This window comes from Aquabacterium humicola, from assembly GCF_030167915.1.
Taxonomy (GTDB): Bacteria; Pseudomonadota; Gammaproteobacteria; order Burkholderiales; family Burkholderiaceae_C; genus Pseudaquabacterium; species Pseudaquabacterium humicola.
The window spans coordinates 357,508-378,467 of sequence record NZ_JARGNB010000004.1 but is presented as its reverse complement, the minus strand read 5'-3'; the positions used below and the strand labels follow the sequence as shown (position 1 = coordinate 378,467).

Below are 20,960 nucleotides of genomic sequence, written 5' to 3'. Positions count from 1 at the left end.
TATTTCGAGGAACGCCGCCATGAAGCGCACCTACCAACCTTCCAAGACCCGCCGTGCCCGCACCCATGGCTTCCTCGTGCGCATGAAGTCGCGCGGCGGCCGCGCGGTGATCGCCGCCCGCCGCGCCAAGGGTCGCAAGCGCCTGACCCAGGTCTGATCGCCTGAAACCGGGCGATCCACGGCGATCTCCGCCAGCGCATGGTCGGGCCCCTCTTGACCATCACGAGATCGGCCGACTTCGAACGCGTGCTGGCGCAGCCGCCGCGTTCGCGCAGCACTCACTTCGCCGTGCACCATGTCCCGGCCAGGCCTTCGCTGGCCACCGGCCGGGCCCCGCGGCCCGCGACGGATGAGTTATCCACAGGTGATGCACGGGGTTGCCCACCGCTTGTGGATGAAGCGCCGGCGACCGGCTGGTGGCTGGGCACCGTGGTGCCCAAGCGCCATGCGAAGCGGGCGGTCACCCGCGGATTGCTGAAGCGGCAGATCCGCGCCGCGATGGGCGAGGCCGCCTCCGGGCTCGCCCCGGGGCTGTGGGTGGTGCGCCTGAAGGCGCCCTTCGACCGCCAGCAATTTCCCAGCGCCGCCTCGCGGCCGCTGCGCGCGGCTGCGCGCGACGAACTCATCGCCCTGCTGCAGCGCGCCGCATTGCCTGCGCCTGCGCGCGCTGGCCGCTGATCGAGGCCCGCGCGAATGATGTTCGAGCGCCTGACTCACCTGCCGAAGGCTGCGCTGATCCTGCTCGTGCGCGGCTACCGCCTGCTGCTGAAGCCCTGGCTCGGTTCGGCCTGCCGCTTCGAGCCGACCTGTTCGGCCTATGCGCTGGAAGCCCTCGAGCGCCACGGCGCGCTGGGCGGCAGCACGCTGGCGACCGCGCGCCTGCTGCGCTGCCATCCGTGGTGCGACGGCGGCATCGACCCGGTGCCGCAGCACTTCCCCCTCTTCACCCGCCTGCTTTCGAAGAACCGCCCATGACCGACATGCGCCGCACCATCCTGTGGGTGGTGTTCACCGCCTCGCTGTTCCTGCTGTGGGACGCCTGGAACAAGCACAACGGCCGCCCCTCTTTCTTCGCCCCCGCCGCGCCGCGGCCGGTGGCCGCGGGATCGGCACCGGCCGGCGTGCCGAGCGCCACGGGCGGTCCTGCCAGCATCGCCGCGGCCACGCCCGCCGCCGGCGCGAGCGCGCCGGTCGCCAGCGAGACAGTGGTCGTCAAGACCGACGTCGTGCAGGCCACGCTCGACAGCCAGGGCGGCGACCTCGTGCGCCTGGAACTGCTCAAGCATGCCGACGACGCGAACCCGAAGCAGCCGCTGGTGCTGTTCGATCGCAGCGCGCATCGGCAGTACATCGCGCAGAGCGGCCTGGTGACCAAGCAGGCCGGCAGCACGTTGCCGAACCACCTGACGCCGATGAAGCTGCTGCCGGGCGACGCGACGCTGAAGGACGGCAGCAACGCGGTGACGGTGGCCTTCGAGTCGCCGCCGGTCAATGGCGTGACGCTGAAGAAGACCTACACCTTCCGCCGCGGCGACTACACGATCGGCGTGAAGCACGAGGTGAACAACGGCTCCGCGGCGCCGGTGCAGCCCGAGCTGTACCTGCAGCTGGTGCGCGACGGCACGGTGCCGCCGACCAGCATGTTCATGGCGCCGACCGCGTTCACCGGTCCGGCGCTGTACACCGACGACAAGCACTTCCAGAAGGTCGAGTTCGCCGACATCGAGAAGCGCAAGGCCGGCGCCGAGCCGAGCCACGTCACCAAGGCCGACAACGGCTGGATCGCGATGGTCCAGCACTACTTCAACACGGCGTGGATCGTGCCGCAGAAGGGTGAGCGCGAGTTCCGCACGACGAAGGTCGGCGACAACCTCTACTCGGTTGCGATGGTGCTGCCGCTGGGGTCCGTGGCACCGGGCGCGACGGCGGCCAGCGAGGCGACGCTGTTCGCCGGTCCGCAGGAAGAGAACAAGCTGCAGGCGCTGGCGCCGGGCCTCGAACTGGTGAAGGACTACGGCTACTTTGCGGTGCTCGCCAAGCCGTTGTTCTGGCTGCTCGACAAGCTGCACGCGGTGATCGGCAACTGGGGCTGGGCGATCGTCGCGCTGGTCGTGCTGCTGAAGATCGCGTTCTACTGGCTCAACGCCAGCGCCTACCGCTCGATGGCCAAGATGAAGGCCATCAACCCGCGCGTGATGGAGCTGCGCGAGCGCTACAAGGACAAGCCGCAGCAGATGCAGCAGGAGATGATGCGCATCTACCGCGAGGAGAAGGTCAACCCGATCGGCGGCTGCCTGCCGATCCTGGTTCAGATGCCGTTCTTCATCGCGCTGTACTGGGTGCTGCTGTCGACGGTGGAGATGCGCAACGCGCCGTGGATCGGCTGGATCACCGACCTGTCGGCCAAGGATCCGCTGTACATCTTGCCGGTCCTGATGACCTTGTCGACGCTGTTCCAGACCTGGTTGAACCCGACGCCGGCCGACCCGGTGCAGGCCAAGATGATGTGGATCATGCCGCTGCTGTTCAGCGTGTTCTTCTTCTTCTTCCCGGCCGGCCTGGTGCTGTACTGGCTGACGAACAACATCCTGGGCATCGCCCAGCAGTGGTTCATCAACAAGCAGCTAGGCGTGAAGTAAGGCCCACCCCCGGAGCGGCTTCGCCGCTTCCCCCTCAAGGGGGGCGAGCCCGGACGTGGAAGCGAAGCTTCTATGCCTGGCGAGCGGTCGGGCCGCAAGGCCCGGCGCGGCCTGCAAGGCGCCCCTTGCGGACCGGCGGAGCCGGATCCGCGGCGCCTGCTTGAAGGCCTGCGCGCTGATTGCATGACCTTGGTCTGCCGAGGCGGCGTGAAAACGGCCACGGCGCGCGCGCGAACCGCCGGCTCGGGGGGTTGAATCCACGCGCCGACGGTCGAATATGCGGTTGACGGGGCGAGTCACCGCAGCGGGTACGCCGGCTGCCCCTGAACGATCAATGCGGGGCCCACTGGCGTTCAAGCCGCCAGCCCTGGAGCGTGCAACGAGCCGGTCATGCGACCGGTCCGGCGCTCCACCCCGCGCCATCTGCCGCGGCCCTGGGACAATGCCCAGGTGCCGCTGTCCCGACACCACGACCCCATCGTCGCCATCGCCACCGCGCCCGGGCGCGGTGCGGTGGGCATCGTTCGGGTGTCGGGGCGCGGCCTGGTCGCGCTCGCGCAGGCCATCGTCGCGCGGCCGCTGAAACCGCGCCACGCCAGCTACGGGCCTTTCCTCGATGCGCGCGGCGAGCCGATCGACCAGGGCCTTGCGCTGCACTTTCCGGCGCCCCACTCGTACACCGGGGAAGACGTGCTGGAGTTGCAGGCGCACGGCGGCCCGGTCGTGCTGCAACTGCTGCTCGCGCGCTGCCTCGAAGCGGCCGCCGAGGCCGACGCGGCCACCGGCGAGCCGCGCCTGCCGCGCCTGCGCTTGGCCGAACCCGGTGAGTTCACCGAGCGCGCCTTCCTCAACGACAAGCTCGACCTCGCGCAGGCCGAGGCCGTCGCCGACCTGATCGAGGCCAGCACCGAAGCCGCCGCGCGATCGGCCGGCCGCTCCTTGTCCGGCGCGTTCTCGCAGCAGGTCGACCTCCTGCGCCAGCGCATCGTCAACCTGCGGCTGCTGGTCGAGGCGACGCTGGACTTCCCCGAGGAAGAGATCGACTTCCTCGAGAAGGCCGACGCGCGCGGCCAGCTGCGGACCATCCTCGCGGCGCTCGCCGGCGTGCTCGACCGTGCGCAGCAGGGCGCGCTGCTGCGCGAAGGCCTGCAGGTCGTGCTGGCCGGGCAGCCCAACGTCGGCAAGAGCTCGCTGCTGAACGCGCTGGCCGGCGCCGAGCTGGCCATCGTCACGCCGATTCCCGGCACCACGCGCGACAAGGTCAGCGAGACGATCCAGATCGAAGGCGTGCCGCTGCATGTGATCGACACCGCCGGCCTGCGCCCCGAGACCGCCGACGAGGTCGAGCGCATCGGCATCGCGCGCAGCTGGGACGCGATCGGCGAAGCCGACGCCGTGATCTTCCTGCATGACCTGACGCGGCGCGGCGAGGCCGGCTACGAAGCGGCCGAAGCGGCGATCGCCGAACGGCTGCACGTCGACGACCCGGCCCGCATCCTGCATGTGCACAACAAGGCCGATGCGGTGGACGCGTCGCGGGTGCCGGTCGATCAGATCGCGCTGTCGGCGCGCACCGGCGCCGGTCTCGATGCCCTGCGCCGCGCTTTGCTCGAGCGCGCCGGCTGGCATGCCTCGCCCGAAGGCGTGCTGATCGCCCGCAAGCGCCATGTGCAGGCGCTGCAGCGCACGCGGGCGCACCTGCTGGAGGCGCAGGTCCATGCGGCGGTCGCCGATGCGGCGCTCGACCTCTTCGCCGAGGAGCTGCGCCTGGCACACGACGCGCTCGCCGAGATCACCGGCGCCTTCACCAGCGACGACCTCCTGGGCGAGATCTTCGGCCGCTTCTGCATCGGCAAGTAGCATCCGAAAGACGCGGCCAACGCGGCTGCAACCGGTCCCGAACCATTGAAACCGGCGCTGCAACGGCGGCGCAGCATGCGGCGGCGACAGTCCTGCCTGTCGCTGGCGGACGGACAAAGAAGGAAGACAAGCACTTCCGATGCCGCGCAGCAAGAGACATCAGAACATCTTCATGGCCACCATCAAGGGCACCCTCGGTGCCGATACGCTCAACGGCAGCGACGACGCGGACAAGATCTACGGCCTCGACGGCTTCGACACGATCAACGCGAAGGACGGCAACGACTGGGTCTATGCCGGCGCCGGCAACGACGAGGTCGACGGCGGCGACGACCACGACCACCTCTACGGCGAAGACGGCAACGACGTGCTGCGCGGCGGCTACGGGGACGATGTGCTCGACGGTGGCGCGGGCAACGACACGCTGTACGCCGGCGGTGGCAGCAACCGCCTGTACGGCGGTGCGGGCAACGACATTCTGACCACCGGTGGCGCCGGCGCCTGGCTGAGCGACACGCAGCTCTACGGCGGCATCGGCGACGACACCTATTCGTTCAGCCGCGTCTCGGACTCGACGCTGGTCGACGACGTGGTGCCGCAGGTGTTCGAGAACGCCAACGAAGGCTACGACACCATCCGCCTCGGCACCTCGTTCTTCAACGAGATGAGCGAGTACACGATGCCGGCCAACGTCGAGGCCCTGGTGGTCGTTCGCCATCCGGCCGCTGCGCTGGGCGCCGATCCGGACGAATTTGCCCGCGTGCGCGGCAACGGCCTGGACAACCGCATCGTCGGCAGCAACGAGGACGACCGCCTCGACGGCGGCGACGGCAACGACACGATCTACTCGCGCGACCCGTCGGACCCGAACGGCACGCGCCGCGACGGCAGCTACGACATGGACCTGCTGCTCGGTGGCAACGGCAACGACAAGCTCCACGAGGTCGGCGTCGATCGCCCGAACATGGACGGCGGCTGGGGCAACGATCAGTTCCACGTCGGCGACCACGGCTACGCCGGCACCGACATCGGCTTCTTCGCCGGCTGGGGCCTGTGGGAAGCCGCGGGCCAGGGCGACGACACGCTGTTCAGCGCCACCGCGAGCTCGTTCCTGCCGAGCAACATCGAGAACCTGGTCTACACCGGCACGGCGCCGGCGACCCACCTGTGGGGCAACAACGAGGCCAACGAGATCACCGGCGGGTGGGACAGCTGGGACGAGATCAAGGGCTACGACGGCGACGACCTGCTCGACGGCGGCCAGGGCGCCGGCCGCGACACGCTGTTCGGCGGCAACGGCCACGACACGCTGTTCGGCCGCGGCGGCGACGATGCGCTCTACGGCGAGAGCGGCAACGACAAGGTCTACGGCGGCGACGGCAACGACACCGCGTACGGCGGCACCGGCGACGACATGATGTACGGCGAGAACGGCGACGACCTGCTGTCCGGCGACGCCGGCGCCGACACGCTGTTCGGCGCCAACGGCAACGACAAGCTGTATGGCGGCCTCGGCAACGACAGCTTGAGCGGCGGCGACGGCGTCGACTTCCTGTACGGCAACGAAGGCGACGATTACTTGTTCGGCGGCAACGGCGACGACGCGATCTTCGGCGGCGACGGCGTCGATACGATCAACGGCTTCTGGGGCAACGACACGCTGTACAGCGGCTGGGGCGCCGACAAGATGACCGGTGGCGGAGGCGCCGACCGCTTCATGTTCATGAGCACGCTCGAGAGCAGCTCGACCACCGGCAAGGACATGGTGATGGACTTCGAGCACGGCGTCGACAAGCTCGACCTGTCGATGATCGACGCCAACGCCTTTGCCAGCGGGGACCAGGCGTTCACCTTCCGCGGCACGCAGGGCTTCTCGAGCGGCTGGCACCCGGCACAGGTGATCGTCGCCTACGAGAACGGCAACACCGTCGTGCGGGCCGATACCGATGGTGTCGGCGGCGTCGACGTCGAGATCGTGCTGGCCGGCACGATCCAGCTGGACGCGGGCGACTTCTACCTCTGACCGTCCCCGGGTGGCGCGGACTTCAGCTGCCGCGCAGCAACTTCTCCTCCGCCAGCGCCAGCGGCTCGGGCAGGCCGGAGACGACCAGCGTGTCGCCGGCGGCGAGCAGCAGTTCGTCGTCGCCCGGCACCACGCGGCCCGAGGCCTGGCGCACCGAGACCACCTTCACGCCGACCGCGTGCAGCGCCAGGTCCGCGAGCTTCTGGCCGATGCAGGCCGCCGCCACCGGCAGCGCGATGCTCGCCAGCCGCTCCTGCTGCAGCTCTTCGACCGTGTCGTCGTCGGCGCCGTGGAAGTAGCCGCGCAGCAGCCGATAACGCGCATCGCGCGCGTCCCGCGTCAGCCGAATCACCCGGCGCATCGGCACGCCCACCAGCGCCAGCGTCTGCGCGGCCATCATCAGCGAACCCTCGATCGCCTCGGGCACCACTTCGGTGGCGCCCGCGTCGCGCAGCTTCTCGAGGTCGGTGTCGTCGATCGTGCGCACGATCACCGGCACGCGCGGCGCGTGCTCGCGCACCAGGTGCAGGATCTTCAGCGCCGACGCGGTGTCGTGGTAGCTGACGACGACCGCGCTCGCGCGCGCCAGGCCGGCGGCCATCAGGCTGGGCAGGCGCGCGGCATCGCCGAACACTACGCTCTGGCCGGCTGCGGCGGCGTTGCGCACGCGGTCGGGGTCGAGGTCGAGCGCCATGTACGGGATGTGCTCGGTGTCGAGCAGGCGCGCCAGGTTCTGGCCGCTGCGGCCGTAGCCGGCGATGATCACGTGGGCCTCGGTGCGGATCGACTTCTTGGCGATCGAGGTCAGCTGCACCGACTGCAGCAGCCACTCGCCGGCATGCAGCCGCATCACGATGCGGTTGCTGTACATGATGACGAAGGGCGTCGCCAGCATCGACAGCACCATGCTGGCGAGCACCGGGCTCATCCAGCGCGCGGCGATCAGGCCGTTGTCGGCACCCAGCGTCAGCAGCACGAAGCCGAACTCGCCGGCCTGCGCGAGGTACAGGCCGGTGCGCATCGCGACGCCCGGCGTCGCGCGGAAGGCCCAGGCCAGCAGCGCGACCAGCACCGCCTTCGCGACCACCGGCACCAGCGTCAGCAGCAGCACCAGGCCCCATTGCTCGAGCACCGGACGCATGTCCAGCTTCATGCCGATGGTGATGAAGAACAGGCCCAGCAGCACGTCGTGGAAGGGCCGGATGTCGGTCTCGACCTGGTGCTTGTATTCGGTCTCGGCTACCAGCATGCCGGCGACGAAGGCGCCCAGCGCCAGCGACAGCCCGGCATGCTCGGTCAGCCAGGCCAGCCCCAGCGTCACCAGCAGCAGGTTGAGGATGAAGAGCTCCTCGCTCTTGCGCCGCGCCACCAGCGTCAGCCACCAGCGCATCACGCGCTGGCCGCCCATCAGCAGCAAGGTCAGCACCGCCACCGCCTTCACCAGCGCGAAGGCCAGGGCCGGCGCCATGCGCTCGGCGCCGGCGCCCAGCGCCGGAATCAGCACCAGCAGCGGCACCACCGCGAGATCCTGGAACAGCAGCACGCCCATCACGCGCCGGCCATGCTCGCTCTCCATTTCCAGGCGCTCGGCCATCAGCTTGACGACGATGGCGGTCGATGACATCGCCATCGCGGCGCCGAGCGCGATCGCCCCCTGCCAGGACAGCTCCCACTGCCGGCCGAGCCAGGCGAAAGCGGCGGCGAGCAGCACGTTGCCGAGCACGGCGCCGGCGATCGTCAGCGTGACCTGCGACAGCCCGAGCCCGAACACCAGCGTGCGCATGCTGCGCAGCTTCGGCAGGTTGAACTCGAGCCCGATGACGAACATCAGGAAGACGACGCCGAACTCGGCGAGGTAGCTCACGCCGGCGGAGTCGGCGGCGAAGCCCAGCGCCTTCGGCCCGATCAGCACGCCCACCGCCAGGTAGCCCAGGATGGGCGGCAGCTTCAGCGAACGGCAGACCACCACGCCGAAGACCGCGGCCACGAGGTACAACAGCGCCAGTTCGAGGTGGGATGCCATGCGTGCGCGTGGCGCCCATGCGCCTGCCTAGAATGCCCGATCCTAAGCGAGCCACCAGCGCAGCTTTGCGCGAGCGATCAGCGCCCCGCGACCCCGCCATCCCCATGAGCCGACCCATTCCCTTCGACCCGCAACGCGCAGAACGTGCGCTCGCGCTGGCGCGCAGCACCTTCGAGATCGAGGCGGCGGCGATCAGCGGCCTGGCCGCGCGCCAGGGCGAGGACTTCACCCGCGCCGTCGCGGCGATGCTGGCCTGCACCGGCCGCGTGATCGTGATGGGCATGGGCAAGAGCGGCCATGTCGGCCGCAAGATCGCCGCGACGTTCGCCTCCACCGGCACGCCGGCGTTCTTCGTGCACCCGGCCGAGGCCGGCCACGGCGACCTTGGCATGGTGACGTCCGGCGACGTCGTGCTGGCAATCTCCAACAGCGGCGAGAGCGAGGAGCTGGCCGCCATCCTGCCGACGCTGCGGCGCCTGGGCGTCACGCTGGTGGCGATGACCGGCAAGCCGCTGTCGACACTCGCCGCCCACGCCGACATCGTGCTGTCGAGCGCCGTCGACCAGGAGGCCTGCCCGCTGAACCTCGCGCCCACCGCCAGCACCACCGCGCAGATGGCGCTGGGCGACGCGCTGGCCGTCGCGCTGCTCGACGCGCGCGGTTTTCGCGAGGAAGACTTCGCGCGTTCGCATCCCGGCGGCGCGCTGGGTCGCAAGCTGCTGGTGCACGTGGCCGACCTGATGCGCACCGGCGACGCGCTGCCGGTGGTCAGCGCCGACACCGGCTTCACCGCGATGATGCGCGAGATGTCGGCCAAGGGCCTGGGCGCGGCGGTGGTGGTCGACGCCGAGCGCCGCGTGCTGGGCATCTTCACCGACGGCGACCTGCGCCGCCAGGTCGAGAAGGGCGACGACCTGCGCGCGCTGACCGCCGGCGCGGTGATGCATCCGCGGCCCAAGACCATCCGCCCCGACGCGCTGGCCGCCGCCGCCGCCGAGCTGATGGAAGCGCACCGCATCACCTCGGTGCTGGTGACCGACGCCGAGCAGCGCCTGGTCGGCATGCTGCACATCGGCGAGCTGATGCGCGCCAAGGTGGTCTGATGGTGCAGCGCCCGGCGTTGAGCTTCCCGCCCGAGCTGCTGCTGCGCGCACAGGGCGGCGGCCTCGGCATCCGGGCCGCGATTTTCGATGTCGACGGCGTGCTGACCGACGGCCGGCTCTACATCGACGAGCACGGCGAGCGGATGAAGGCCTTCCACGTGCTCGACGGGCACGGCCTGAAGCTGCTGGCGCAGGCCGGCATCGAGCCGATCATCCTGAGCGGCCGCGACTCGAAGGCGCTGCGCCGGCGCGTGGCCGACCTGGGGCTGCAGCGCGCCTACTACGGCGCGTCGGACAAGCTGCTGGTGGCCGACCAGCTGTGCCTGGAGCTCGGCATCGGCTTCGGCGAGCTCGCCGCGATCGGCGACGACTGGCCCGACCTGCCGCTGCTCGAACGCGTGGGCTTCGCCTGCGCGCCGCCCGACGCCCACGCCGAGGCCCGCGCGCTGGCGCACCACGTGACCAGCGCCCGCGGCGGCGCCGGCGCCGCACGCGAGTTCTGCGACATCCTGCTGATGGCCTGCGGCCGCTACGCGGCGTTGCTCGAGGGCACGCGGCGCACGCTCGACGGGCGCTGAGCCGCCGCCATCCCCCCGTGACCAGCAGCGCGACGCCGCCGCCCGAGCTGCACCTGCCGGACCTGCCGGAGGTGCCCGTCAGCCTGCGGCCGCTGGCGCCGCCGGCCGAACGCCGGCAGCCGGTGCCGTGGGGCCTGCGGCTGCGCAACCTGCTGTCGTCGTACCTGCCGCTGCTGCTGATGGCCGCGCTCGCCGCATCGACCTGGTGGCTGGTCAAGCGCACGCCCTCGCCCGACGCGCCGGCGGGCCCGTCGGCGCCGCGCCACGAGCCCGACTACACGATGCACCGCTTCAGCATCACCCGTTTCGATGCCGAAGGCCGCTTCGCGGTGCGCATCGACGGCGACGTGCTGCGCCATTACCCGGACACCGACCACTTCGAGATCGACGGTGTGCGCATCCACGCCCGCGCACCGGATGGCCGCGCCACCGACGCCAGCGCCCGGCGCGCGCTCGCCAACAGCGACGGCAGCGAGGTGCAGCTGATCGGCGGCGCGCAGGTGATCAGCCAGGTCGAGGGCGGCGACCGGCTGCAGATCGACGGCGAGTTCCTGCATGCCTTCCTGCGCTTCGAACGCCTGCGTTCGCACCTGCCGGTGCAGGTGCGGCGCGGCGGCGACGAGACGCGCGCCGCGGGCCTGGACTACGACCACCTGACGCGCCAGCTCGTGCTGCAGGGCCCGGTGCGCTCGACCTTCCGCCCGGGCGCTCGCACACCCACCGCGCCGGCTGGCACCGAACGACGCAAGGAAGGCAGCTCATGACGACCGCGCCGGCGCCCATCGTCTTCATCACCGGGGCTTCCAGCGGCATCGGCCAGGCGCTGGCGGCGCGCTTCCATGCAGCAGGCTGGCGGCTGGCGCTGGTTGCGCGGCGCGGCGCCGAGGTCGAACAGTGGGCGCGGGCCCAGGGCTATGCGGCCGACCGCTTCCGCGTTTTCCCCGCCGACGTGCGTGACCTCGCATCGATCCGCGCCGCCGGCGAAGCCTGCATCGCCGACTTCGGCCTGCCCGACGCGGTCATCGCCAACGCCGGCATCAGCGTCGGGATGGACACCGCGGACCCCACCGACCTGGAGGTGATGCGCGCCACCTTCGAGACCAACAACCTCGGCATGGCCGCGACCTTCCAGCCCTTCGTCGCGCCGATGTGCCGCCGCCGCAGCGGCCGCCTCGTCGGCATCGCCAGCGTCGCCGGCATCCGCGGGCTGCCCGGACATGGCGCGTACTGCGCCAGCAAGGCCGGCGTGATCAGCTACTGCGAAAGCCTGCGCGGTGAATGCCGGCCCTTCGGCGTCAAGGTGGTGACCATCACGCCAGGCTACATCGACACGCCGCTGACGCAGAAGAACCGCTACGGCATGCCCTTCCTGATGCCGGCCGACGCCTTCGCGGACCGCGCGTTCCGGGCCATCGTCGCCGGCGACAGCTACCGCGTGATCCCGTGGCAGATGGGCGTCGTCGCCAAGCTGCTGCGCCTGTTGCCGAACGCGCTGTACGACCGCCTGCTCGCCGGCCGGCCGCGCAAGCGGCGGCAGCACGAGTAGCCGGGCGCAAGAGCCGCAGGCGCCCGTAGGCGCCTGCTGACAAGCAAAAAGGGCGCCGAGAGGCGCCCCATTCTTGCGTCGGCTCGACCAGCGAGCCGGGGATCAGTAGCCCTGGCCGCCACCGCCGCCGCCACGCGGGCCGCGACCGGTGCCATACGGGCTGCGGCCACCGCCGCCGCCACCGCCGTAGCCGCCGCCACCACCACCACCGTAGCCGCCACCGCCGCCGCCGTAACCGCCGCCACCACCACCGTAGCCGCCACCACCGCTGCCGCCGCCGCCACCGAAGTTGCCGCGGTTGCCGTACGGGCTGCGGCCACCACCGCCGCCGCCGCCGAAGCCACCCGGGCGCTCTTCGCGCGGCCGTGCTTCGTTGACGACGATGGCCCGGCCTTCGAGCGGCTGGCCGTTCATCGCGTTCATGGCTGCCTGCGCTTCCGCCGCCGACGACATTTCAACGAAACCGAAGCCTTTCGAGCGGCCGGTCTCGCGGTCCATCATGACCTTCGCGGAGGTCACGGTGCCAAATTGCGAGAACGCCGTCTGCAGCGATTCGTCGCGCACCGAGTAGGCGAGGTTGCCCACGTAAAGCTTGTTTCCCATGACGGGGAAGCTCCTTCTTCAAACGATATAGAGACGATGTGGAGCTTCTACCCAGCGTGAACCACTCAAGCTAAAGGCGACCCTCACCACAGGCGGCGGACAAAGCACACGGCTCGAACCACCCCCTCGTGCCATTATGGGCACAAAGTCTTGGACGCGACCAGCCACGTCGGCCAAGGGCTAACCCGCACGTATCATGGTTGTGATGCGGGTACAACATGCCGGTCCTTCCCCTCTGCAGGCGCTCGACATGGTGCTGGCCAGCGTCGATGCGGTGCGCAACGGGCGCGCGCTCTACCTGCTGATGACCACCACCGCGCTGGCCGGCCTGCTGCTGTGGGCGACCCGGCGCGCGCTGATCGCGCAATCCGACCTCTGGGCCATCGTGGCCGCGGCGGCCACCTTCTTCGTCGTGTTCTACGGCAGCAATGCGACCGGCATCGTGCTGATGGACGAGGCCTGCGGGCGCACGCCGCGCCATCCCCGCGATGCGCTGGCCGATGCGCTGGGCCGCGGGCACCGCCTGCTGGTGGTCGTGCTGTGCGTGCTGCTGCTGATGGCGGCCTTGCTGGCGGGCGCCGCCGGACTGCTGTGGCTGGCCACGCTGCTGGGTCCGTCGCTGATCGCCTTCGTGGTGCCGTTCGCGGTGCCGCTGCTCGGCGTGGCCGCGCTGCTGCTGGTCGGCTTCGTCGGACCGCTGGCCGCGCCGGCCGTGTGGGCCGGGCTGCGCATCGGCGCCGTGCTGCGCCTGCTGCGCACCGAGCTGCGCGGCCGCGTGACCCAGCTGCTGCTGCTGTCGGCCGCGGTCAGCCTGCTCAGCGCGACGGTGGCCGGCCTCGTCACCTTCGTGCTGCTGGCAGGCGGCCGGCTGCTGGTCGCGCTGGCCACGGTGTTGGTCGGGCTCGACATCGCGCCGCAGCCGGTGCTGGGGGCGCTGTTCGGCCGCGGCACGCCGCCGGGGCTGGGGCCGTACACCGCCGCCGCGGTCACCGGCGCCGGCGCGGTGTTCGCGTTCGGCCTCGTGCTGCCCGGCGTGGTGTACCTTCGCGGCCTCTGCGCGGTGTTCCTCGCCGTGCACCCCGACCCGGACGCTGCACCGCCGCCGTACCCGGCGCCCTGAACCGCCATGGACCTGCTGAAACCGCTGATCGCGCTGCTGGCGATCGTCAATCCGATCGGCGCGGTGCCGTTCTTCCTCGCGCTGACGCAAGGCCTGTCGCGCGAGCAGCGCCAGCGCACGCTGCGCGTGGCGTCGTTCTCCGCCTTCTGCGTGATCGCGATCAGCGGCCTCGCCGGCCTGCACATCATCAACTTCTTCGGCATCTCGATCGCGTCGTTCCAGGTCGGCGGCGGCGTGCTGCTGCTGCTGTCGGCGCTGCACATGCTCAATGCGCAGCCGGCCGAGAGCAAGAAGGACGACGTCGACGAGGGCCATGCGAAGGCCGATGCCGGCATGTCGGTGGCGGTGGTGCCGCTGACCATCCCGCTGCTGACCGGCCCGGCAACGATCTCGACGATGGTGATCTACGCCGAGAAGACGCGCACCCTCGTCGAGCATGCGGTGCTGGTCGGCTATGGCGTGGTGATCGGCGTGGCCACGTACGTCGCGTTCATGGCCTCGGGCCGCATCGCGCGGGTGCTCGGCACGACCGGCATCAACGTGATGACGCGGCTGATGGGGCTGATCCTCGCGGCGATGGCCGTCGAGCTGCTGGCCGACGGCCTGCAGAAGCTGTTCCCGATCCTTGCCGCGCCTTTGCAGCGTTAGGCGCCGCCGACGATGCTGCCGGCTGCGCCGCGCATCCTGCTGCTGGAGGACGATCCGGCGATCGCCCGCACCGTGGCCTTCGCGCTCGAGCGCGAAGGCTTCGCGGTCGAGCAGGTGCTGCTGGTGGGTGCCGCGCGCGAGCGCCTGGCCGCCGCGCCGCCGGCGCTGGCGATCCTCGACGTCGGCCTGCCCGACGGCAGCGGGCTCGACCTGTGCCGCGCGCTGCGCCACGACGCCGACGCGCGTCTCGCGCGCCTGCCGATCCTGATGCTGACCGCGCGCGACGAGGAGCTCGACCGCGTGCTGGGCCTCGAGCTCGGTGCCGACGACTACATGGCCAAGCCCTTCAGCCCGCGCGAGCTGGTGGCCCGGGTGCGCGCGCTGCTGCGGCGCGCGTCGGCGCCGGCCGCCGCCGCGGACGCGTCGCTGTTCGCGCTCGACGTTGCCGGCCAGCGGGTGCATTTCTGCGGCGAGCCGCTGCCGCTGACCCGGCTGGAGTTCGCACTGCTGCGCACGCTGATCGCGGCGCCGGGGCGCATCGTGCCGCGCGAAACGCTGTTCGCCGCCGCCTGGGGCCCCGACAGCGAGGCCGGCGACCGCACCGTCGACACGCACATCAAAACCTTGCGCGCGAAGCTGCGGGCGCTGCGGCCGGACCTGGAACCGATCGTCACGCACCGCGGCATGGGCTACGAGCTGGTCGTGCGCTGACGAGCAATGGGCCCCCACGTCGCTCCGCTCCTGCCCCCCGAACGGCTGGTCCGCAAGGACCAGCCCGGCCTCAGCCTCTGAGCCGATGCACCTCGGCCTGCGCCTGCTGTTCGGCTTCTTCGTCATCGCCGGCCTCGCGGCCTTCTTCATCCTGCGCGTCTTCGTCGCCGAGGTGCAGCCCAGCGTGCGCGAGGTCACCGAGGACATCCTCGTCGACGCCGCGCACCTGCTGGCCGAGAACGCGGCGGCTGAGCTGGCGGCGATGCCGGCCGGCGCGACGCTCGAAGGCGGCGCCTTCGCGCAGAGCCTGAAGCGCTACCGTGCGCGCGAGATCGATGCGCAGATCTGGGGCCTGCACAAGCGCAGCCTCGACTTCCGCGTCTATGTCACCGATGCCGCGGGACGGGTCGTCTTCGACGGCGGCCACGGCGACCAGGGGCCGGCCACCGGTGCCGACTACTCGCGCTGGCGCGACGTGGCGCGCACCTTGCGCGGCGAGTACGGCGCCCGCGCCACGCGCGAGGTCGCCGACGACAAGGGCAGCTCGGTGCTCTACGTCGCCGCGCCGGTGCTGCACGAAGGCCGCACCGTCGGGGTGCTGACGGTGGCCAAGCCGGTGCGCACGATGCAGCAGTTCATCGACCGCGCCGAGCGCAAGATCCTCGTCGCCGGCGCCTGGCTGCTCGGGTTGTCGCTGGCGGTCGGCGTCGGCGTCACCTTGTGGACCGTGCATTCGGTGCGCACGCTGCGCCGCTATGCGCAGCAGGCCCGCGCCGGCGAGGACCAGCCGGTGCCGGCGCTGCCCGGCGAGCTCGGCGAGCTGGCGCAGGCGATGGGCGCGATGCGCGACCGGCTGGAGGACCGCGGCCATGTCGAGCAGGCGATGCGCGCGCTGACGCACGAGCTGAAGAGCCCGCTGACGGCGATCGCCGGCGCGGCCGAGCTGCTCGGCGACGCACTGCCCGAGGCCGACCGCGAAAGCTTCGCGCGCCAGATTGGCGAGCAGGTGCAGCGGCTGCGCGAGCTGGTCGACCGGCTGCTCGAGCTGTCGAAGCTGGAAAGCCTGCGTGCGCCGGCCGAGCAACAGCCGGTGTCGCTGCGGGCGCTGGCCGACGACCTGCTGGCCGAGCAGGCGCCAGCGCTGCGCCGGCGCGGCCTCTTCATCGACTGGCGGCAGCGCGACGAGGCCAGCGTGCCGGGCGATGCGGAACAGCTGCGGCTCGCGCTGTCGAACCTGCTGGCGAACGCGCTCGGCTTCGCGCCCGCCGGCTCGACGCTGGTGTGGTCCGTCGTGGCGACGGCCGACGCGGTGGTGCTGGGCCTGCGCGACCAGGGGCCCGGCGTCGCCGACTACGCGCTGCCGCAGCTGGGCCAGCGTTTCTTCTCGACGCCGCGCGAGGCCGACGGCCGCAAGGGCAGCGGCCTGGGGCTGGCGATCGTGCGCCAGATCGTGCTGCTGCACGGCGGCACGCTGCGTTTCGAGCAGGCCGCGCCCGGCCTGCAGGTGTGGCTGTCGCTGCCGCGCCGGTGAGCCGTTAGGCGACATCGCTTCACCGTCGCTTCACGCAGCACGCGGCCGCTTCACCGGCCGGCCGCAGCATCGCCGGCATCGAAGACGGACCTGCGCGGAGGCGCGATGCGATTTCCCCTGTTCGGAAAGTTCCTGGCGCTGGGCATCGTGCTGGCGCTGATCGGTGCGGTGCTGGTGCGCATCGGCTTCCTGGTCGACGAACGCGCGGCGCGCCAGCGCGAGGCGGTGGCCAGCGTCGAGCAGTCGCACGCCGGCGCGCAGACCCTGGCCGGGCCCTGGCTGCAGCGCGCCTGCACCGAGGAATGGGAGCTCACGGTGGGCGAAGGCAAGGACCGCAAGACGGTGCCCGAGAAGCGCGCCTTCACGCTGGCCGTGGTGCCGGCGAAGCTCGAGGTGCAGGGGCAGGCGACGCAGGACGTGCGCCGCCGCGGCCTCTACCGCGTCAACAGCTACGGCGCGCAGCTGAGCCTGGCGGCGACGTTCGGCTCGCTCGCGGTGCTGCAGCCGCAGCGCGAGCATGCCGGCTCGAAGCTCGGTTGCGGGCCGGTGCTGCTGACCGTCGCGCTGTCCGATCCACGCGGCGTGCGCTCGGCCACCGTCAGCGTCGACGGCCAGCCGCAGACCGTGCGCCCGGGCACGCTCGATGCGCGCCGGCCGCGCGGGCTGCATGTCGAGCTGCCGGCCGCGCGCGCCGCCGATGCGGCGCCGCTGGACGTGCGCCTGTCGCTGGAGCTCGCCGGCACCGGCCGGCTGGCGCTGGTGCCGGTGGCCGATGCCACACGCTTCAGCCTGCGCTCGGATTGGCCGCATCCGTCCTTCGACGGCCGCTTCCTGCCCGCCACGCGCCAGATCGATGATCGGGGCTTCAGCGCGCAGTGGGCGGTGAGCGCGCTGGCCAGCTCGGCGCCGACCGACCTGCTGCGCGGCGCCGGCCTGTGCGACGGCCAGCCGCCGGTCTCCGACGACGGCAGCGAGCGCGTGGCCGCGGTGCGGGCCGGCTGCCTGGACACGCTGTCGGTCTCGTTCTTCGACCCGGTCAATCCCCACGTGCTGAGCGACCGCGCGATCAAGTACGGCCTGCTCTTCGTCGTGCTGACCTTCATCGCCGTCGCGCTGGTCGAGGCACTGTCGGGCCGGCGCGTGCACCCGGTGCAGTACCTCTTCGTCGGCCTCGCGCTGAGCCTGTTCTTCCTGCTGCTGCTGAGCCTGTCGGAGCACCTGCCCTTCGCCACCGCGTACGCCGCCGCCGCGGCGGCCTGTGCCGGCCTGCTGGGCTGGTACGCGGTGCACATGCTCGGGCGCTGGCGCAGTGGCGCGGCCTTCGGGGCGGCGATCGCCGGGCTCTACGGCCTGCTCTATGCGCTGCTGCAGATGGAGCAGAACGCGCTGGTGATCGGCTCGCTCGGCCTCTTCGGCGCGCTGGCCGCGCTGATGCTGCTGACGCGCCGCATCGACTGGTACGCGCTCTTCGACGGCTGGCGCCGCGACATAGCATCGGGGGATGCACAGCCCGCAGCCCCGCTCCCTGCCGAAGGATGACGGCACCCCGACCTACGACCACATCATCGTCGGCGCCGGCACCGCCGGCTGCCTGCTCGCGAACCGGTTGTCGGCCGACCCGAAGAACCGCGTGCTGCTGATCGAGGCCGGCGGCAACGACGACTACCTGTGGATCCACGTGCCGGTCGGCTACCTGTATTGCATCGGCAACCCGCGCACCGACTGGCTCTACCGCACGGAGCCCGACCCGGGGCTCAACGGCCGCCAGCTGCGCTACCCGCGCGGCAAGGTGCTCGGCGGCTGCTCCAGCATCAACGGCATGATCTACATGCGCGGCCAGCGCCGCGACTACGACGGCTGGGCCGAGGCCTGCGGCGACGCGAACTGGCGCTGGGAGCACTGCCTGCCGTACTTCATGAAGCACGAGGACCACTGGCGCGGCGCGAGCGGTCCGCGCGGCACCGGCAGCCCGGATGCCGGGCTCGCCGCCGTGCACGGCACGGGCGGCGAGTGGCGCGTCGAGAAGCAGCGCCTGTCGTGGCAGATCCTCGACGCCTTCGCCGAGGCCGCGCAGCAGGCCGGCATCCCGGCGACCGAGGACTTCAACCGCGGCGACAACGAAGGTGTCGGCTACTTCGAGGTCAACCAGCGCGCCGGCATCCGCTGGAACGCGACCAAGGCATTCCTGCGGCCGGCACTGGCCCGCGACAACCTGCAGGTGTGGACCGGCGCCCACGTCAGCCGGCTGCTCTTCGCCGACGACGGCGCCGCGCCGCGGGTCATCGGCATCGAGGCGCAGCCGGACGGCGGCGGTGCACCGCAGCGCGCCTACGCCGCCCGCGAGGTGGTGCTGGCGGCCGGCGCGATCGGCACGCCGCAGCTGCTGCAGCTGTCGGGCATCGGGCCCGAGCCGCTGCTGCGCGCGCACGGCCTCGCCCCGCGGGTGGTGCTGCCCGGTGTCGGCGAGAACCTGCAGGACCACCTGCAGATCCGCGCGGTGTTCGAGGTGCAGGGCGTGCGCACGCTGAACACCATCGCCAACTCGCTGTGGGGCAAGGCCGGCATCGGGCTGCAGTACCTGTTCAGGCGCAGCGGGCCGATGAGCATGGCGCCCTCGCAGCTCGGCGCCTTCACCCGTTCGTCGCCCGACCGGCCCTGGGCCAACCTCGAGTACCACGTGCAGCCGCTGTCGCTGGATGCCTTCGGCGAGCCGCTGCACCCGTTCAATGCCTTCACCGCCAGCGTCTGCAACCTGAACCCCAGCTCGCGCGGCCACGTGCGCATCCGCTCGCCGCGGCACGCGGACGCGCCGGCGATCCAGGCCAACTACCTGTCCACCGACGAGGACCGGCTGATCGCCGCCGAATCGCTGCGCCTGACGCGGCGCATCGCCGCGCAGCCGGCGCTGGCGGCTTACCGGCCGACCGAGGTGCGGCCGGGCGTGCAGTTCCAGAGCGACGAGGAGCTCGCGCGCCTGGCCGGCGACATCGGCACGACGATCTTCCACCCGGTGGGCACCTGCCGGATGGGTCGCGACGACGATGCGGACGCGGTCGTCGACAGCCGGCTGCGGGTGCGCGGCGTCGCCGGGCTGCGCATCGCCGATGCCAGCGTGATGCCGGCGATCACCAGCGGCAATACCAACTCGCCGACCCTGATGATCGCCGAGCGCGCGGCCGAGTGGCTGCGCGGCTGACCGGGCGGCCAGCGGTCGCTTGGCCGGGTCCCCCCATCCCGGGGAGCGCACTGTCGTCGGGCCGCCGCATGACGGGAAAACCCGGGCAGACGCGCCCCGTCCCGGTGCCTACATTGCGCGCACTCTCGCGCTCCGGGTCCGCCCGGCAGCGCCTGGGGGACTGAGGAGACAGAACAAGCGATCCGAACGGACATCACAAATTCCGCGGCGCAGCCGGGCGGTGAACCGTCCCGGCGCGGCCAAGCGGACGCCCTCGGCGCCGGGTACCCCCCGGCGCCTTTTTCTTTGCGGGCCGGGCAACCCCGGGCGCCTTTTCTTCTCCGTGCCGCGGTCTGGCCGGCGCTTCTTGCTTTCCTGGGCGTGCACTCTGCCGCAGTCCGTGGAACTGACCCCCTGCGCCCTCACGTTTCGACGCATTGCCCGGCGCGGCCGCGGGCTAACCTCGACGGGAGCCCCCACTTCCGGCGGGCCGCCGAGCAGTCCCGAGGCCCCCATGTCCGTCAATTCGCAGCTGCGCACCCTGGAAATCGACATCCCCGCCAAGCCGGACACGCTGGTGCGTCTGTCGCTGCTGATGGCCGACGAGGACATCAACCTGACGGCGATCGCCGAGCTGGTCGAACGCGACATGGCGCTCGCCGCATCGGTGATGAAGGCGGTGAACTCGTCGCTCTACGGCCTGAAGGGCCGCGTGCAGAGCGTGCAGCAGGCGGTGACCTACCTCGGCACGCGCGAGATCGCCGGCATCACGTTCGAGATGGGGCTGCGGGCGGCCTTCCCGCCGGCCCCCGAGCTGGAGCCGATCTGGCAGCGCGCGGCGCAGCGCGGCTTCGTGATGGGGCGGCTCGCCCAGGCGCTGGGCCTGGATGCCTGGGCCGCGCACTCGGCGGGGCTGTTCGAGGAATGCGGCAAGGCGGTGCTGTTCCGCCACGCGCCGAACCACTACCGCTCGATGCTGCGGGCGGTCGACTCCGATGCCGACCTGTGCGAGCTGGAACGCGCCGGTTTCGGCGTCAGCCATGACGCGCTCGGCGCCGCGCTGTGCGAAAGCTGGGGTCTCGGCCCGCAGGCGGTGGCCAGCGTGCGCCACCATGTCGATGCGCAGCGCACGCACGAGTTGCACGAGGTGCCGCCGGTGAAGCGCACCACGCTGGCCCTGTCGACCATCGTGCACACGATGTTGACCACGCCCGACGAGCTCGATGACATCGCCGCGGTGATCGCGCCGCAGACCGACCTCGACACCACCCTGACCCTGCGCGCCGCGCGCCGCATCGAGCAGCAGCTCCTGGATGCCGCCGAACACGGCCGATAACCTGACCACCCCCGGAGCGGCCTGGCGGCCGCCGCCCCCTTAGGGGGCAACGCCTGCGGCCCGG

The 20,960-nt window shown here is 71.5% G+C and carries 19 protein-coding genes; 17 read left to right on the top strand and 2 right to left on the bottom strand.

The features are described from left to right. The first annotated feature begins 19 nt into the window (after positions 1-19). From rpmH to P1K89_RS20495, 6 genes are all read left to right on the top strand, one after another. On the top strand, positions 20-157 hold the full coding sequence (rpmH, locus tag P1K89_RS20520; protein ID WP_284618365.1) for a 50S ribosomal protein L34: 138 nt from the start codon (positions 20-22) through the stop codon (positions 155-157). 41 nt (positions 158-198) lie between these two features. Beyond that, on the top strand, positions 199-678 hold the full coding sequence (locus P1K89_RS20515) for a ribonuclease P protein component (RefSeq protein WP_284618364.1): 480 nt from the start codon (positions 199-201) through the stop codon (positions 676-678). Positions 679-696: 18 nt separating this feature from the next. Then, entirely contained in the window at positions 697-975 is a 279-nt protein-coding gene (gene yidD, locus P1K89_RS20510) for a membrane protein insertion efficiency factor YidD (RefSeq protein WP_350081776.1), read from the top strand. Then, complete coding sequence (gene yidC / locus P1K89_RS20505; protein ID WP_284618363.1) at positions 972-2,639, top strand: membrane protein insertase YidC; 1,668 nt, start codon at positions 972-974, stop codon at positions 2,637-2,639. The genes yidD and yidC overlap by 4 nt, the downstream gene beginning before the upstream one ends. Positions 2,640-3,089: 450 nt before the next feature. Next, positions 3,090-4,499, top strand: a complete 1,410-nt coding sequence (gene mnmE / locus P1K89_RS20500) for a tRNA uridine-5-carboxymethylaminomethyl(34) synthesis GTPase MnmE (RefSeq protein WP_284618362.1) — start codon at positions 3,090-3,092, stop codon at positions 4,497-4,499. 172 nt (positions 4,500-4,671) lie between these two features. Continuing rightward, complete coding sequence (locus tag P1K89_RS20495; RefSeq protein ID WP_284618361.1) at positions 4,672-6,522, top strand: calcium-binding protein; 1,851 nt, start codon at positions 4,672-4,674, stop codon at positions 6,520-6,522. A gap of 22 nt (positions 6,523-6,544) precedes the next feature. On the opposite strand, the gene P1K89_RS20490 is transcribed toward P1K89_RS20495, so the two are convergent. Further along, positions 6,545-8,545 carry a monovalent cation:proton antiporter family protein gene (locus tag P1K89_RS20490; RefSeq protein ID WP_284618360.1) on the bottom strand — a complete coding sequence of 667 codons (2,001 nt, stop codon included), beginning with the start codon at positions 8,543-8,545 and terminating at the stop codon, positions 6,545-6,547. Positions 8,546-8,649: 104 nt separating this feature from the next. Between P1K89_RS20490 and P1K89_RS20485 the strand changes: the two genes are divergently transcribed. Genes P1K89_RS20485 through P1K89_RS20470 form a run of 4 tightly spaced genes read left to right on the top strand, consistent with a single transcriptional unit; the run spans position 8,650 to position 11,772 of the window. Further along, positions 8,650-9,648 carry a KpsF/GutQ family sugar-phosphate isomerase gene (locus P1K89_RS20485; RefSeq protein WP_284618359.1) on the top strand — a complete coding sequence of 333 codons (999 nt, stop codon included), beginning with the start codon at positions 8,650-8,652 and terminating at the stop codon, positions 9,646-9,648. Further along, positions 9,648-10,226, top strand: coding sequence for a KdsC family phosphatase (locus tag P1K89_RS20480; RefSeq protein ID WP_284618358.1), 579 nt, complete (start codon positions 9,648-9,650; stop codon positions 10,224-10,226). Before P1K89_RS20485 ends, P1K89_RS20480 begins: the two co-directional genes overlap by 1 nt. Positions 10,227-10,243: 17 nt before the next feature. Beyond that, positions 10,244-10,990: an LPS export ABC transporter periplasmic protein LptC gene (gene lptC / locus P1K89_RS20475; RefSeq protein ID WP_284618357.1), complete on the top strand. Its 747-nt coding sequence runs from the start codon at positions 10,244-10,246 to the stop codon at positions 10,988-10,990. Next, positions 10,987-11,772 (top strand): SDR family oxidoreductase, encoded by a 786-nt coding sequence (locus P1K89_RS20470; protein WP_284618356.1) that lies wholly within the window; start codon positions 10,987-10,989, stop codon positions 11,770-11,772. The genes lptC and P1K89_RS20470 overlap by 4 nt, the downstream gene beginning before the upstream one ends. A gap of 102 nt (positions 11,773-11,874) precedes the next feature. Here the strand turns inward: P1K89_RS20470 and rbp are convergent, their stop codons facing one another. After that, a complete protein-coding gene (gene rbp, locus P1K89_RS20465) occupies positions 11,875-12,375 on the bottom strand; it encodes an RNA-binding regulator (protein WP_284618355.1) in 501 nt (166 codons plus the stop codon). Positions 12,376-12,580: 205 nt separating this feature from the next. On the opposite strand from rbp, the gene P1K89_RS20460 reads away from it, so the two are divergent. The 7 genes from P1K89_RS20460 (at position 12,581) to P1K89_RS20430 (ending at position 20,896) form a co-directional block, all read left to right on the top strand. Continuing rightward, positions 12,581-13,495, top strand: coding sequence for a hypothetical protein (locus P1K89_RS20460; protein ID WP_284618354.1), 915 nt, complete (start codon positions 12,581-12,583; stop codon positions 13,493-13,495). A 6-nt stretch (positions 13,496-13,501) separates the two neighbouring features. After that, on the top strand, positions 13,502-14,143 hold the full coding sequence (locus tag P1K89_RS20455) for a MarC family protein (RefSeq protein ID WP_284618353.1): 642 nt from the start codon (positions 13,502-13,504) through the stop codon (positions 14,141-14,143). Positions 14,144-14,155: 12 nt separating this feature from the next. Continuing rightward, positions 14,156-14,854: a two-component system response regulator CreB gene (gene creB / locus P1K89_RS20450; protein ID WP_284618352.1), complete on the top strand. Its 699-nt coding sequence runs from the start codon at positions 14,156-14,158 to the stop codon at positions 14,852-14,854. Between the two features lie 85 nt (positions 14,855-14,939). After that, positions 14,940-16,385 (top strand): two-component system sensor histidine kinase CreC, encoded by a 1,446-nt coding sequence (creC, locus tag P1K89_RS20445; protein ID WP_284618351.1) that lies wholly within the window; start codon positions 14,940-14,942, stop codon positions 16,383-16,385. 105 nt (positions 16,386-16,490) lie between these two features. Continuing rightward, a complete protein-coding gene (gene creD / locus P1K89_RS20440; protein WP_284618350.1) occupies positions 16,491-17,924 on the top strand; it encodes a cell envelope integrity protein CreD in 1,434 nt (477 codons plus the stop codon). Continuing rightward, on the top strand, positions 17,887-19,581 hold the full coding sequence (locus P1K89_RS20435) for a GMC family oxidoreductase (protein WP_284618349.1): 1,695 nt from the start codon (positions 17,887-17,889) through the stop codon (positions 19,579-19,581). Before creD ends, P1K89_RS20435 begins: the two co-directional genes overlap by 38 nt. A gap of 493 nt (positions 19,582-20,074) precedes the next feature. Continuing rightward, positions 20,075-20,896, top strand: coding sequence for an HDOD domain-containing protein (locus tag P1K89_RS20430; RefSeq protein WP_284618348.1), 822 nt, complete (start codon positions 20,075-20,077; stop codon positions 20,894-20,896). Positions 20,897-20,960: the final 64 nt, after the last annotated feature.

What these genes read in the sequence shown, in the direction of transcription:
- rbp (WP_284618355.1), bottom strand. Translation starts at nt 12,375, where the DNA reads ATGGGAAACAAGCTTTACGTGGGCAACCTCGCCTACTCGGTGCGCGAC.
- creC (WP_284618351.1), top strand. Translation starts at nt 14,940, where the DNA reads ATGCACCTCGGCCTGCGCCTGCTGTTCGGCTTCTTCGTCATCGCCGGC.
- yidD (WP_350081776.1), top strand. Translation starts at nt 697, where the DNA reads ATGTTCGAGCGCCTGACTCACCTGCCGAAGGCTGCGCTGATCCTGCTC.
- creB (WP_284618352.1), top strand. Translation starts at nt 14,156, where the DNA reads ATGCTGCCGGCTGCGCCGCGCATCCTGCTGCTGGAGGACGATCCGGCG.
- P1K89_RS20480 (WP_284618358.1), top strand. Translation starts at nt 9,648, where the DNA reads ATGGTGCAGCGCCCGGCGTTGAGCTTCCCGCCCGAGCTGCTGCTGCGC.
- P1K89_RS20485 (WP_284618359.1), top strand. Translation starts at nt 8,650, where the DNA reads ATGAGCCGACCCATTCCCTTCGACCCGCAACGCGCAGAACGTGCGCTC.
- rpmH (WP_284618365.1), top strand. Translation starts at nt 20, where the DNA reads ATGAAGCGCACCTACCAACCTTCCAAGACCCGCCGTGCCCGCACCCAT.
- P1K89_RS20515 (WP_284618364.1), top strand. Translation starts at nt 199, where the DNA reads ATGGTCGGGCCCCTCTTGACCATCACGAGATCGGCCGACTTCGAACGC.
- P1K89_RS20430 (WP_284618348.1), top strand. Translation starts at nt 20,075, where the DNA reads ATGTCCGTCAATTCGCAGCTGCGCACCCTGGAAATCGACATCCCCGCC.
- creD (WP_284618350.1), top strand. Translation starts at nt 16,491, where the DNA reads ATGCGATTTCCCCTGTTCGGAAAGTTCCTGGCGCTGGGCATCGTGCTG.
- P1K89_RS20495 (WP_284618361.1), top strand. Translation starts at nt 4,672, where the DNA reads ATGGCCACCATCAAGGGCACCCTCGGTGCCGATACGCTCAACGGCAGC.
- P1K89_RS20470 (WP_284618356.1), top strand. Translation starts at nt 10,987, where the DNA reads ATGACGACCGCGCCGGCGCCCATCGTCTTCATCACCGGGGCTTCCAGC.
- P1K89_RS20435 (WP_284618349.1), top strand. Translation starts at nt 17,887, where the DNA reads ATGCACAGCCCGCAGCCCCGCTCCCTGCCGAAGGATGACGGCACCCCG.
- yidC (WP_284618363.1), top strand. Translation starts at nt 972, where the DNA reads ATGACCGACATGCGCCGCACCATCCTGTGGGTGGTGTTCACCGCCTCG.
- P1K89_RS20490 (WP_284618360.1), bottom strand. Translation starts at nt 8,545, where the DNA reads ATGGCATCCCACCTCGAACTGGCGCTGTTGTACCTCGTGGCCGCGGTC.
- P1K89_RS20455 (WP_284618353.1), top strand. Translation starts at nt 13,502, where the DNA reads ATGGACCTGCTGAAACCGCTGATCGCGCTGCTGGCGATCGTCAATCCG.
- P1K89_RS20460 (WP_284618354.1), top strand. Translation starts at nt 12,581, where the DNA reads ATGCGGGTACAACATGCCGGTCCTTCCCCTCTGCAGGCGCTCGACATG.